Annotated in this window: 10 protein-coding genes; 6 read left to right on the top strand and 4 right to left on the bottom strand. The window is 55.0% G+C overall.

The window, feature by feature from the left end; translation table 11 throughout:
- Window positions 1-53: 53 nt before the first annotated feature.
- On the bottom strand, window positions 54-1,271 hold the full coding sequence (gene corA, locus IT444_01650; protein ID MCC7191460.1) for a magnesium/cobalt transporter CorA: 1,218 nt from the start codon (window positions 1,269-1,271) through the stop codon (window positions 54-56).
- Window positions 1,272-1,362: 91 nt separating this feature from the next.
- Between corA and IT444_01645 the strand changes: the two genes are divergently transcribed.
- Together IT444_01645 and IT444_01640 are read left to right on the top strand one after the other, a co-directional pair.
- On the top strand, window positions 1,363-2,544 hold the full coding sequence (locus tag IT444_01645; GenBank protein ID MCC7191459.1) for an alpha/beta fold hydrolase: 1,182 nt from the start codon (window positions 1,363-1,365) through the stop codon (window positions 2,542-2,544).
- A 183-nt stretch (window positions 2,545-2,727) separates the two neighbouring features.
- The gene (locus tag IT444_01640; protein MCC7191458.1) at window positions 2,728-3,441 is read left to right on the top strand and encodes a phytanoyl-CoA dioxygenase family protein; all 714 of its coding nucleotides are present in this window, start codon (window positions 2,728-2,730) and stop codon (window positions 3,439-3,441) included.
- Between the two features lie 66 nt (window positions 3,442-3,507).
- Here IT444_01640 and IT444_01635 read toward each other — a convergent pair whose 3' ends face one another.
- Window positions 3,508-4,767, bottom strand: coding sequence for a hypothetical protein (locus tag IT444_01635; protein ID MCC7191457.1), 1,260 nt, complete (start codon window positions 4,765-4,767; stop codon window positions 3,508-3,510).
- A 149-nt stretch (window positions 4,768-4,916) separates the two neighbouring features.
- A complete protein-coding gene (locus tag IT444_01630) occupies window positions 4,917-6,251 on the bottom strand; it encodes a Gfo/Idh/MocA family oxidoreductase (protein ID MCC7191456.1) in 1,335 nt (444 codons plus the stop codon).
- 193 nt (window positions 6,252-6,444) lie between these two features.
- On the opposite strand from IT444_01630, the gene IT444_01625 reads away from it, so the two are divergent.
- Both IT444_01625 and IT444_01620 read left to right on the top strand, forming a co-directional pair.
- Window positions 6,445-7,311, top strand: a complete 867-nt coding sequence (locus IT444_01625) for a hypothetical protein (GenBank protein ID MCC7191455.1) — start codon at window positions 6,445-6,447, stop codon at window positions 7,309-7,311.
- Window positions 7,312-7,618: 307 nt separating this feature from the next.
- On the top strand, window positions 7,619-9,652 hold the full coding sequence (locus IT444_01620) for a cation-translocating P-type ATPase (GenBank protein ID MCC7191454.1): 2,034 nt from the start codon (window positions 7,619-7,621) through the stop codon (window positions 9,650-9,652).
- Window positions 9,653-9,702: 50 nt separating this feature from the next.
- On the opposite strand, the gene IT444_01615 is transcribed toward IT444_01620, so the two are convergent.
- Window positions 9,703-10,668, bottom strand: a complete 966-nt coding sequence (locus IT444_01615; protein MCC7191453.1) for a hypothetical protein — start codon at window positions 10,666-10,668, stop codon at window positions 9,703-9,705.
- Between the two features lie 143 nt (window positions 10,669-10,811).
- Between IT444_01615 and IT444_01610 the strand changes: the two genes are divergently transcribed.
- Together IT444_01610 and IT444_01605 are read left to right on the top strand one after the other, a co-directional pair.
- Complete coding sequence (locus tag IT444_01610; GenBank protein ID MCC7191452.1) at window positions 10,812-12,920, top strand: protease modulator HflK; 2,109 nt, start codon at window positions 10,812-10,814, stop codon at window positions 12,918-12,920.
- 80 nt (window positions 12,921-13,000) lie between these two features.
- Window positions 13,001-13,963, top strand: a complete 963-nt coding sequence (locus tag IT444_01605) for a protease modulator HflC (protein MCC7191451.1) — start codon at window positions 13,001-13,003, stop codon at window positions 13,961-13,963.
- Window positions 13,964-13,993 lie beyond the last annotated feature (30 nt).

The following is a 13,993-nucleotide window of genomic DNA, read 5'->3' as shown; positions in this document are numbered from 1 at the left end:
GTCGAACATCATCCGGCTGATTGAAGTCCTGCTCCTTTTCAAACCCGATATGTCTAAATCCATCCGCGCCTTTTAAACCACACCACCAGTGCTATTGAGATCGCGGCACAGATCACCCAAAAACCGATCGGATATGACCACGGATATGCTCGAAGCCAATTAATCTCAGGCATGTAATCAAAATTCATTCCGTAAACTCCCGCGAGAAAAGTCAGCGGAATAAAGATCGTGCCGATGATCGTCAGCACCTTCATCGTCTCGTTCATGCGGATCGAAAGCGATGACATGTAGGCCTCGGTCAGTCCGGTGCCCATTTCTCGATAGGTCTCGATCAGGTCGATGATCTGCACTGTATGGTCGTACACATCGCGGAGATAGGTGCGAGTCGTATCGCTCATACATTCGTGAGGCTCTCGCTGGAGCGTGTGTATAACTTCACGCATCGGCCAGATATCACGACGGATCAACAGCAGTTCACGGCGAAGCTGATGGATTTGATGCACGACGGCGGGTGTCGGCTTGTCGTAAACGATCTCCTCCAGTTCTTCGAGTCGATCGCCGTAGTATTCCAGGATCGGAAAACAGTGGTCGATAATCGCGTCGAGCAGTGAATAGGCGAGAAACCCAGCGCCGTTCAGTCGCAGTTGCGAGCCTGGCTTCTGGATCCTCGCACGGATCGGATCCCACACATCACCCTTGGACTCCTGAAACGTGATGACTGTGCGGTGGCCTACAAATATGCTGATCTGCTCGCGGCAGAGCTTGTGGTCATTGAGTTCAAGCATTCGGGCGATGATGAACAGCCTCGCAGGTGTCTGTGACTCGCCGGACGGCCCTTCGCCATAAACGTCCACCTTCGGTCGCTGCGGGATGTGGAGCACATCCTCAATCGCCAGCGGATGCAGGTCGTACTTCTCCGCCAGTGCCTGAATGACCGTCATATTTGTCAGACCGTCCACATTGACCCAGCGGACCACAGACCAGTCTGGGCGATGATGGACAACAAAATCTTCCAGATCCTCGACTGTCTGAACCTGTACTTTTTCGGGCGCGTAATCAGTACAGGTAATGTGGACCAACTCATCTGTGCTGGGAAGCGTCTTAAGCTGAGATGAGTCAATACCCGGCGGGGCGCCGATATTGGGTTTTCGCAGCCGCGGAATACCCATAAGGTCGGTCGCCAGGTCGGTGGTCACGTCCACCGCGGAGCCGATGGTTTTACCGACTTGATGGGCAATGCGGATCGACTTGCGGCGAGACGAGGTGCGCATAGGCGTTGATCCATGATAATCCACAAAAGATTGGGAAGGTAAAATAGCTGGTTGCACGACAAACGGCGTCTCCAGCACGAACAGCCGAACCATGAACAGCCGCACCGCAGCATCGTCACCTCGATCGGCAACAGCGCTTGTTCCAGGCACGCCTCGTCCGCGAGCTGAAACACGTCAGTGGCGCACTTTTATCTTTCCTTTGCTGCTGGTTCTCCTGCTGCTGACCTACGGTTCTCCTGCGCGTGGTGATGCTCCCACCGCGCCGCAGCAACCCGCGTCTGGACCTGGCGGCAAACAGTACGCCCATTCGGCCGTCACCAAGTCCGTGCATGATGAAGGCAACGGGCAATACTGGCTTTTCGAACCAGCATCGCCTGTACCAAAGACTGCTCCGGTCATCGTCTTTCTTCACGGCTGGGGGCAGATGAACCCGCGAACCTACGGCGCGTGGATAGATCATCTGGCAAAGCGTGGAAACATCGTCATCTTTCCGCGATACCAGGCGGATCTACTGGCTCCAGGTGATACATTCACCGAGGCCATGCTCACATCCGTCAAGAATGCACTTAAAACGCTCGACCAGCCCGGTCACGTCACTCCCGACCGAAAGCGATTCGTCATCGTTGGTCACTCGTGCGGCGGAGTGCTCGCGGCGAATTTGGCTGCGCTGGCGGATAAGGAAAACCTGCCGCACCCGCGCGCCGTTATGTGCGTCCAGCCGGGACGGAGTGAAATCTTCCCGCTGGCTGACTTATCAAAAATCTCTGCAGATACACTGTTGATCACCAGTGCTGGGGATTTCGATGACATTGTGGGTGATGCGGACGCGCAACGGATCTTCAACGAAGCGACGCGAGTTAAGAAAGAAAACAAGCGGTATCTTTTTTTCCGAAGTGACGATCATGGCCGACCGCGCGTGGTCATGCATCATGCAACCCCATTGGCACTTGACCTGTCCTACGAAGCTCGTGAAATCGACGGGACTGGGCCGTCTGCATGGGCGAGCACCGCTGAAAAAAAAGCCGGTACCGCAAATCAATACCACGTTGCTTCGTGGGAACGTCCACCGAATTACGTGGACTACTACGCCTACTGGCGACCGTTTGATGCGCTCTGCGCCGCTGCCTTTGACAACAAACACGCGGATGACGCTATACGGGCCGCCAGCGAGGGAGGCTTCATGGGAACCTGGAGCGACGGGGTGCGCATCAAGGAACCGGTGATCCGAAGCGAGCCTGCTGACATCGCTCAGCCTGTCTTGACTAAGCCTTAGCCCATCCCTTAACTCCCCAGCTACCGCGAGGGACACTGTCTGCGATCGTAATGATTCCTGTTCATGCGAGACCTGAACATGCCAACTACGAATCCTGTCGCTTTATCACAACCCTTTTCCGCCGAAAAGAACCAGGCACTTGTCGACGAATTTCGCCTTGAGGGTTGCCTGCTTCTCAAGGATATGTTGAAGCCGACAGATGTCACGGCACTGCGCGAGAGGGTGGATCGAGTTTTCGCTGATCCACGCGTTCATACCACCGACACGATCTATGGCGAGTGGATCGCGGTTCGACTCTTTGAGTGGGACAACCTGTTCCGAGACATGCTCATCAGAGAACCCATTATTTCGCTGATGGAAACGATACTCGGTGCGGATTGCCATTTGATCGCCAATAACGTGGTACGTAACCCGCCGGGTCGTGCGATTGATAATTATCACGTGGATATTCCTGCACTTCTCTGGCCGAACATGCCCGACAGCGTGCCTCGTTTCGATGCACGACTGACCATTCCCTGCTTTGTACTCAACGTGCAGATTCCGTTGACCGACCTTGACGAGGAGCAATACGGACCGACGCAATTCGTTCCGCGCAGCCACTATTCAGGCCGCGCACCTAATGACCTCAAGAATCCCACTTTTGAAGGTCGCGGCGGCCAGTCCATTCTCTGCAAGGCAGGGGACATCTACCTGCAACACTCCCAAGTCTGGCACCGCGGAGCGCCTAACACCAGCAACCGCACTCGCTACCTGCTCCAACAGTCCTACTCGATGCGATTCGTGTCGCAGAAGTTTTACCCGTTCCTGAATTACCGAATGCCTGACCACGTGCTGAAAGGCGCAGACGAGCGGCTATTGCGTGTGCTGGGAAAACACACGAAAGGTGCATATGGTTGAACTTACCACGCAAAGATCCTGCCCGCGATGAATGTCTTCCAGCAATCTGGCGTTAAACAATAATTGCTATTGCTCTGTAAATGGTCGTCCAGGCGGGGCCGGGGGCGGCTGCTTCCAGTTCCAATCACTCTTATAGCTGAACATCAAGTAGGGTGTCTCAATCCGCTTACCGCCCTGTGTTTTTGATTGCAGCAGCGCATCGAGCAAGCCACTGGTCATGAGCGTACGTTCGACCGGCCAGGCGGGCTGACCTGTGATCATCATTTGCTCGATGCCGTTAAGCAGGAACGTGAAATGCATGGCTGGACGCGCTTCCTGAGTGACAAATCGCGTGGACTGCACAGAGCTATCACCGTTCCTCCATGCCACCGACCACTCACCGATCGCTGGATTTAGCGTCAGCACGTAAGCCCTGAGCCCATCGGCATACTCGATGATGAAAAGATCAGGATGCGGCACAGACTCGCGCGGGTGCTTGCCATTAAAACCATTGCGAGACTGCCGCGCCAGTGCCTCCTCGTAGAGCTTTTTGTCGAATACGTTTTTGTCAAACGCTTCCCACGCCGCATCATCACTGAGACATTGCACCGCACGAATTCCTGTTTCGCCGCCCTTTCGCCGCTCGACAAGACACTGCACCATTTCCAGCGCGTGGAATCCGTAATGGTCGAGCGTGTGGTATGAGAGCGCGAAGATCTCCTTTACCTCCGCGTCCCTTTTGACGTCGGCTTGCGGCTCACGCCAGAGCGTCGGCAGCGATGAACCGGCCATCAAAGGAATCTTAAGCCGCTTGGCGGTGTCGTAGATCCATTTTGCGTCGGTCCAGTTATCGCTCAGGTGTTTGTCGCAAAAGACCGGCACTGGCTGGCCGCTCTTTTCGATCACCTTCGCGATCTCCTCAAACAGGCGGCGTTTGGGATACTGCGTATTACCTGTCGGCGAGTGCGGATAGTTGCCGTGCTCGGCAACAAGGAGCACACCACGTACTGCAAGGGTGCCTTTGCCGCGCGTCAGCGTATCTGTGACTGTGTTGTAAATCGAAAATCCATATTGCTGCGCCAGGTCGCGGCTCTTGTCGGGCTGATTTCCTCGACCGAGCTGATCGGTGTACAGCGACACGAGCTTAAGCGGCGATACCTTGCCCTTGCCATCAAGCGTATCGGTCTGGACTAAGCGGCTAAGGATGACATCCGCGTGCGAGTTATGAAAATAAGTTGTTGTGACGCCGGCCACTTCGATGGATTGCGGCTGGGTGGTTGGCGTGTCCGCAAATACTACTGAAGCCATTAACAACACAATGCCGGTCAGGAGAATGATTTGAAACATGGGCACTCCTGCGAAACGCAACCGATCCGCTGCGTTTCATGACACCCACACGGAGCAGATTTCTACACTCGTGAACCCACAAACTGCGTTTTCACGCTCTTGTTTCAAATCACTTGTTGCAGTCATGAATACGCCGAGTCGAAGTTGTTTTACTTCAGCTCGCTCAGTTTTTTTCGATTCCCCAACTGTGGGCAGAGTTTCGCGATAGAGACTGGCTTATGTGTCACGAAACACTGGTTGGCAGCGATGCCAATCAGAATCGACGCCGCACCCTGTTCGTGACCGGCATTGCGACCCCATTTTTCCTTGGGGGGTTTGGGGGAGAAAATCTGTTCAGCAAGCAAAGGATCGCTGCCGCCGTGGGTGCCCTCTGCCTTGGGAATCTCCACTCGATATGGGCGACCAAAGAGTGGATGAACGATGCAGCGACTTTCCCAGTTAAGGTCGTGACCTTCCGGGCTGGAGTTTTTCTTTGACCCTTCGATCACGTGCATCCCGTGGTCTTCGTTGTATTCCAGTCGTCCTTTGGTCCCATTGAAAACGATGTGGAATCCTTCGCGCGGGAGATAAGCGTTAAGCGAGTAATTGAGCACGATGCCGGTACGGTATTTCACGAGCAGGCTCATGGTGTCTTCCGCTGAGATGTTGTCGCCGAATACATTGCGGTCGCGGATATAGCCGTCATATTTTTCCGTCTTGGCGTACATGTCGAGCATATAACCCTGATCGGTAAGCTTCAAAGCGAAGGGGTCGCCTTTGGTATTCTGACCCGTGTAGCGGCTGTATTTGACTTTGAGACCTCGCTTCTCGGCATTTTTTCGGCCATAAAACGCAAGCCGCCCGTGACCGTACACCTCTTCGGGCACGGAGTTGATCCACCAGTTGACAAGATCGAAATGGTGGGTGCTCTTGTGTACCATCAAGCCCCCCGACTTATCCTTTTCGCGGTGCCAACGACGGAAATAGTCTGCGCCATGGCTGGTGTTGAGCAGATATTCCATATCCACGTGGATGATCTCACCAATAATGTCTCGTGACAGCAGCTGCTTGACCAGCGTCGGGCCGGGAGCCCAGCGATAGTTGAATGTGACGCGAACATTGCGCCCTGTGCGCTTGACTGCATCGAAGATAGCGCGACACTTCTTGTCATCGGTCGTCATCGGCTTTTCAGTGATGGCATCGCATCCGAGTTCCAGCGCACGAATGATGTACTGGTGATGAAAAGCATCGACCGTGGTAACAATGACCGCATCAGGCTTGGTTTCACGAATCATTCGATCGAAATCTTTGGCTAGATAGGTCGCCACGCGGGGGTGACCCAGGCTGACGAGGCGGTCGTTGTGGTACTCAAGCCGACCAGGGTTCGTATCACACAGGCCGACGATCTGGTTAGTCTTGTTGAAGCGCGTCGCAAGCGGATCGATAAACATCGTGACGCGACCACCGGTGCCGACAACTGCGTAGCGTGTCATTTTCCTGGGCATTGAAGGACTCCAGAATACTGGTTGGTTAAATCAGGTGAGTCGGGCATTAGAACGATACCGCTGGCAGACAGCAAGAAGCCAGCCGTCGCAGAGCCGTATGAAAGGGGTAATTGTTCGATTTTCATCACCCAAATCGACACAGTCTGGTTGGTTATGATGACAATCGCCCACCCCTTCCGAGAGGTACCCTGGTATGACTAGACGTATTCACGATCTTTCCGTGGGCTGGACCGTTTGGATGCCACTGGCACCTGTAACACTCCTGCTGGTGCTGGGCATCTTCTATCCGGAGGCATCGGGGCTGCTCGTCTATAAGGAGGGGCCGATCGAGTGGGCAACGGTCGTAGCTGCATTGATTGGAGCTGGTGCTGGGGTTGTGGCATTTCATCACCGTGCAGGACTGCCGACTCACTCGCTGCGATTTATCCCCATCCTATTGATCATTGGACTCCTCTACATCGCCGGCGAGGAAAGCAGTTGGGGCCAACATATCCGTCGCATGCGGTTACCCGGAGACCCGGAAGAAATCAAAAACGATGGCGTTCCCAATATCGATCCTCGAGTCAAAGGAACCATAACCGGTGACGCACGCGAAAAAGTCCTTCACCAGTTGAGTTGGTTCAAGCAGCATAACGATCAAGGCGAGACCAATCTTCACAACCTCCCCGGCATCTGGGGTGATCTCTTTGGCAAACTTCCCAAACAAATCATCGAATTCGGCTCGGTTTTCGCGTGTGTGGTTGTCCCGCTTTTTCTGGAGCGGAAGTGGAAACTCGACGACCCCGCCCAACCGGCGTCGTGGTTCTGGCCAACCAACGCAACAACGGTGGCTACCATCGTTGCGTTCCTGCTCCCCTGGCCCAAACGTATCGTCGATTGGACTGGCAAGCATGTGCCAATCTCACTGCGCACCAGCGAAACACAGGAGTTCCATCTGGTTATGGTCATCGCACTCTATGCAGCATCTCTTGCTGCTCGGCTGAAGTTTGCTCCTCCTGCTAACTCAATTCAATCTCATCCCACTAAACCAACCGCGGATACCAAACAAAATACCGGGTAAGCTTCATTTCATCTTGCCAATTGCGATCGAAAAGGCAGAGTTTTTCTACGTCTAAGCTCGTCTTAATTGTTTTGTTTTCAATTGTTTGCATAATAATCCATTCATACGCGGTGTCCCAGAAATTATGGCAAGGGTTGTTGGTCGGATTATGGCCAGCATGGCGGACCGACTTGGGGCTGGCGCATAAGATCGTGGTTCGCCAGATATTTAAGTAGAACCCGACAATGGCCGGTCGCGTAACATGAGTTCCAACCGTCTCCGTGTAACATCAGCACTCATCGCAACCTCAATTCAGGAATAGTTTGGCATGGCGCACGACTACGTGAAGGAAGGCCTTGAGGTCGAAAAAAGTACCGGCCGAGTGGGCATACAGATTCTCGCCACCCTCGTCGGCGGGATGCTCTTAATCAGTTCGTTTGCGGCGCAATTTCTCTTCGGCAAGAGCGAAGGTAGCGATACCAATATTTACGCAACGCTACTGGGGATGGTTTCGGCCATCCTGCTCGGTGCCCCTCTGGTCTGGGTCGCCATCAAGGACATGCTGCGCGGCCACATGCACATGAATGAACTGGTCGCCCTCGCAGTGATAGCCGCTTTCGCCATTCAGCAGTATCAGGAATCAGCTGCGATCGCCTTTTTCATGATTATCGCGGTCTTGATCGAAAACCGTACTGCATTGGGTGCGCAGGCGAGCATCGAGTCACTGGTTCGAATCACACCGACACGAGCTCACCTGGTGCGCGGCGAGCAGGAAAGCGAAGTCGAGGCGAAAGACCTCAAGCCCGGCGACGTGGTGCGGGTGCGGCCGGGAGACAACATCCCTGCCGATGGTCGCGTTGTCCGTGGGATGAGCACTGTAAACCAGGCCAACATCACAGGTGAGTCGCTCCCGGTGGATAAAGTCGAAGGTGATGACGCCTTCGGCGGAACGATCAACGTCACGGGCGTCATGGACATCGAGGTGACCAAAGCAGGTCAAGATACGACGCTGGGTCGGGTAAAGGATTTGATCCTTCAGGCAGAGCGCACACGAATCCCGATCATGCGAATGATCGACAGTTATGCCGCCTGGTACACGCCGACAATTCTGATGATCGTCGGCATTGTGCTGTTTTTTGTCACTAAGCTCGGCTTGTCGAATCCGATGGAGCGGGCGATCGCGATGCTGGTAGTTGCGTGCCCCTGCGCCCTGATTCTGGCTACACCAACAGCTATGGTCGCCGCCTTGTCCGCTGCGGCCCGGTTAGGTGTTTTAGTCAAGAGCGTGGTTGATCTCGAAGCAGCGCGGAATTTGACCGCGATCATCTTTGATAAAACCGGCACGCTGACAACTGGTCAACTCCAGGTATCACGTCTGGCACCATCCGCAGGTGTTGAAGGGGCGGAACTGCTGCGAATTGCCGGCAGCGTGGAGCAGAACAGCCGTCACCCGGTAGCACGAGCTGTAACCGATGTAGCCAAGCGGGCGAGGTTGATGCTCGCGGAAGTGCAAGGATTTGAGGAGGTTTCCGGCAGGGGCGTTAAAGGAGTCATCGAAGGTCAACAGGTTTTTGTCGGCCGCGCCAACTGGATTACCAGCACCGATACTCCTGGAATTCAACTGGTGGATGGTGCCGCTCAGGAAATTGCGGGGATCCAGGAAAGTCAGGAGACCGAAGGCCTCAGTGTGCTCTATGTGGTGCGCGGCGGGCAGATGCTTGGATGGATCGGGCTTGAGGACAATACCCGGCCACAGGCTGCGGCTGCTATGGATCGACTGCGCGAGCTGGGTCTCAACCGACTGATCATCGTTACCGGCGACCGTGAGAGTGTCGCCCGGCGCGTCGCGGCACAGATGCACACCGACTACCGTGCTGAGGTGCTTCCCCACCAGAAACTCGAAATGGTGGATGAACTTAAGAGCAAGGGACACCGCGTGGCGGTGATTGGTGACGGCGTCAACGACGCACCAGCATTGGCCGCTGGCGATATCTCCATCGCCATGGGTGCGGCAGGCAGCGATGTGGCAATCCATTCCGCCAATATCGCGCTGATGAACAACAACCTTAATCGCATCCCCTTCCTCATAGATTTGTCGCGGCGGACGAGCGGCATCATCCGTCAGAACCTGTGGATCGGCGGGCTGTTCATCCTGATCTTCATGGCGTTGGCGGCATTTGGATATGTCTCGCCGATTCTGGCTGCGGTGTTACACGTCGCCAGCGGTCTCGTGGTGACGTTTAACTCCGCCCGACTGGTGCGAGCAGGAGAGGAAATTGAGATGGCCGACGCCGATGCTGCTAAGTCACCGGTACGCCGCGTAGCTGGATCGTCAACTCAAGCGGTACCTGCGGTGGCATGATGCTGCGATTCATGAAGACTTTTTGAGTTCTTTTGATTTTGCCTATTGAATCAGCCAACCTCACGAGTTTGAAACAACGCAACGGCAACCGCGAGCACAGCCACGATCACCAGTGCACTGTATCCGCTCAGCATCGCGATATAGCCACCTGTGAAATCATTGCCCTGTGTCAGAGCATCTGCTGGCCAGAAGAGTTGGAGATTGGGAATAACCCGGTAAAAAAATCCTGCGATGCGAGACTCATTCGCCCGCTGACCGAGGAAATAGTCACTGACCATCCCCAACAGGGCTACGCCAAAACACACGACAAGCGTCATCACCTGCCCAAGTCGGGTTGAGACCGCGATCGCGACCGCGGTGATGATGAGCAAGCCCTCAAAGATCAGAAGAAGACCCCACATGATTTGCGGGTGCCAGTCGATTGCGGGAGATTGAAACCTCCACTCCGGGTTGATAACCAGCACCATGACCCAGGCCAGCGTTTCCAACAGGGCGAACATGACGACAAACGTACTGGAGAAAATCCACTGGTACAGATAGTTACCCACAATCGATACGATCAGCGCGATGAGCAGGCCTACGATGCCAAAGGTCAGCACCGGCGTGTCGAAGGGATCAGAGGCGGTCTGCATGACCTTATGCCTGTACGCCAACAGGAAAACTACGGTCAGTGCCCAGTAAGCCATCCCGAGGGCGCCCACGACACCAAAATACTTACCCAAGACAAATACCGGCCGTGCAATGGGCTTGCTGACGACGGTCAGAACCGTGCGGTTTTCAATTTCTTCGGAGAGTACGCCTGTGGCGGTGAAGGCAGCCAGAAACACGCCAGCCAGCAGCAAGGTACTCAAACCCATGTCCAGCAATTGCTTGTTATCATCATCGAGCGTGTACGCAGAGATCATCGGGTTGAGAATCAGGAGCAGCGTAGCCCCAAGAATCAGAACCGCGAACACCGGCTGACGTATGCTTTCTATGAACGTGTTACGGGCAATAGTGAAAATCTGCTGAAACATGTTGTGGAGTAGTGTCGAGTTTTGGGTACAGGGTTGCAAGCTTGATACGTTGCCGGTGCCTCTTTGGCTCATCATCTGCCGCGAAGCTCCCCAAATAAATGGGGCATCTCGCGTAACCACGATTTAGGAACGCGGAATCTTCTATGGCGTCAGACCAACAGTCCTACCGTCGGGCGACTAATGCGGCGCTTTTCGGCCTAGGCATCCAGCTTCTGCTCTCCGTACTGCTGGGTTTAACCGGGCTGGCTGCACAGGCACCGGCTCTTTACGTAGTTGCGTTTCATCTGTTCGGCGGCCTGTCCATCTGGATCGTACTTGCACTCCTTTACCATCAACACCGACTCGAACGCGCCGAGGCTCTCGAAACCGAACAACTCGCCCGCGCTCAGGCACAAACCGCAGCCCTGTTTGAGGAACATGGCGACGACCTGCAAATCGCTCGCCGCCGGCTGAATAACCTTTACAAATGGGGGCTGGCAGCAGTCGGAGCGATCGTCGCGGTTTACCTCCTGACCGTTGGAGGGATTTTCCTTTACCACTTCGTCCAAGCTTACAAAGCGGACAAACTGATCGATCTGAGCTATCAGGAAGATGTCAACCGAGTCGCACCTTTCGTGCCGGCTCTTTTCACATTCGTGCTCGGGTTCGTGGCGTTTATCGTCGCGCGCTATGAAGCGGGCATGACGAAAGTGGCCGAGTGGCAGGTCCTCCGAGGCGGAGCCGGCTACTTAATGGGTAACGCCTTGATCGCGGTGATCGCCGCGATTGGACTCATCGGCAAGCAGTTCGGCAGGCCCGAAGTACTCATGGTCGTAACGCTGGCGATCCCCATCATCCTTCTGGTGCTGGGTGCTGAAGTGTTATTGACCTTTGTGCTTAACGCCTACCGACCTCGTCGGCCAGGTGAAATACCCCGTCCCGCTTTCGACAGCCGTATTCTCGGCTTGCTGACAAGCCCCAAATCGCTGGCAAAAGCACTCAGTGATGCGCTCAATTACCAATTTGGTTTCGAGGTTTCGCGAAGCTGGTTTTACCAACTGCTGGGTAAAGCCATCACGCCGCTGGTCGCCTTCGCTCTCGTAGTGCTGATTTTGATCAGTTCGATCGCCGTCGTGCAGCCGCACGAACGGGCGTTGCGGACACGATTTGGCAGGATCGTCGAGGAACTTGGTCCCGGCTGGCACCTCAAGCTGCCCTGGCCGCTTGAGGAGGCCCAAACGTATCCCGTCGGACGAGTGCTTCAGATCACCGTTGGCTCGGCAAAAGAAGGATTCAAGCCGAACACGGCAATTCTCTGGACCAATGAGCACGTCGTGGGAACGGAAGATTATCTGGTCACCGCGCCGACGCCGTTCGCCGCACCGCTCAATGCCGAAGCCGACGAACAGCCGGTGGATAAACGTACCGCGGATATTGGTCTAGTCGGCCTGCAACTGGTCGTCCAGTATCGCATCAAAAATCTGACGGATTACGCCAACCAGGTGGACGATCCGAAACTGATGCTCACCCGGCTTTCCGAGCGCGAGTTGAATCGGTTTCTCGTCACAAAAGATATTGACACGATCATCGGGCATCAGCGGGTCGGAGCGGGAGACCGCCTGCGTCAGAGTATTCAACACGAAGCTGACACAGCTAAGCTCGGCCTGGAGGTGGTTTTTGCCGGCTTCATGGGCATCCATCCTCCATCCGAAAGCGATGTCGCCAGCGCATTTCACCAGCAGATCGGTGCTTTACAGGATCGCCAGCGAACTATCGAAGACGCCAAAAAAGATGCTGCCGAGACTCTCGCTGCGGTGGCCGGCTCCCACGATCAGGCCCTGAATATCAGCCGCGCGATTGTCGATCTCGAAACCGCACAACGACGGCTGGCGGATCTGACGTCCAATCCCGGCGCTAAGCCAGATGAAATTAAAGCTCGCTCTGCTGAAGTTCTCGCCAAAGAGGTCGAAGTCGAACGTCTGCTCACAAACGCCCGCGGCAAGGCTGCAGAGCTGATCTACGACGCTCGCTCTTACCGCTGGGAACGCGCGATCGGAGAAATCGCCAAAGCGGATCGTTTCAATGCGGAACTCCTCGCGTATCACCAGTCACCACAGCTATATCGAACCCGGCTTTATCTGCGTGCGCTGGCGGAAGGAATCACCGACACACGAAAAATCCTGATTGGCTCCGGCGAGCTTCGGTCGCCGCTTATTCGTATCGACCTGACCGACGTACAGAGCACGCTTGACAGCCTGATGAAAACAAAGTGATAAGTCGCGCCGGTTAACCGGCAGTGTTAGGTTGGAGTTTGAAGCTGACGCCGGCATAACCGGTGAATGGAAATCAGAAGATGAAAAATCGACTTGCCATCCTCATTGGAATCATCGTCGTAGGCGTTTTGCTGGTTTATATGTTCGCCTACCAGGTCCGTTACGACGAAGTAGCGGTTCTCACCACTTTTGACAAAGCTGAGCCGCCGCAGATGGTTGACGGTAAGTTGATCCGCAACGCGGATGGCCAGCTTGCGCAGCCCGGCAGTGTCATCGACAAGCCGGGACTGTATTTCAAGTGGCCCTCACCCATCCAGACTCCCTACAAGTTTTCTAAAAAGCTCCAGATTCTGGACGACGTGTCAGAGGAACAGACGACGGCTGACAACTACAGCGTCATCACCAAGACGTATCTGGTCTGGCGTATCGAAGACCCTTACTCCTTTTTTGTCAGCGTCAAGACCGTTGATAATGCTGAGCGCCGTCTTCAGACATTGCTTCGAGAGATTCGCAGCCTCATCGGCAAGTACCGCTTCGATCAACTGGTCAACACCGACGCCAAACAGCTCCAGTTGGCAAACATCGAAGCCGAGGCACTCAATCTGATCCGTCAGCGGTTGGCGCAAATCCAGCCGACCTATGGCATCGCGGTTGAGCACGTGGGTATTCGGCGAATTGTGCTGCCGGAGCGCGTCACTGAAAGCGTCTTTGCCCGCATGCGTTCAACCCGTGAACGTCTCGCCGCCACTGCCCGCGCCACCGGCAACGCCGACGCAGCCACTATCCGCAGTGAAGCCAACAACGCACAACGAACTATCTTGAGCTTTGCCCAGCGACGTGCCGAGTCAATCCGAGCCCAAGGTATTCAACAGGCGGCAGCAGCCTACAAGGTCTTTGAACAGGATCAGAACTTCGCGGTCTTTCTCGCCCAGATCGAAACACTCAAGACCGTGCTGAAAAAGAATACGCAACTTGTCCTTGATGCACACGGACCCTTTGATCTGTTCCGCAACGAACCCGGCTCATCAACATCCAACAAATAATTACTCCGGCTTGCGCTCAATAAACTGACA

This window comes from Phycisphaeraceae bacterium, from assembly GCA_020851465.1.
Taxonomy (GTDB): Bacteria; Planctomycetota; Phycisphaerae; order Phycisphaerales; family Phycisphaeraceae; genus JADZCR01.
The sequence above is the reverse complement of the archived record's forward strand: the minus strand, read 5'-3'. Positions and strand labels throughout refer to the sequence as shown.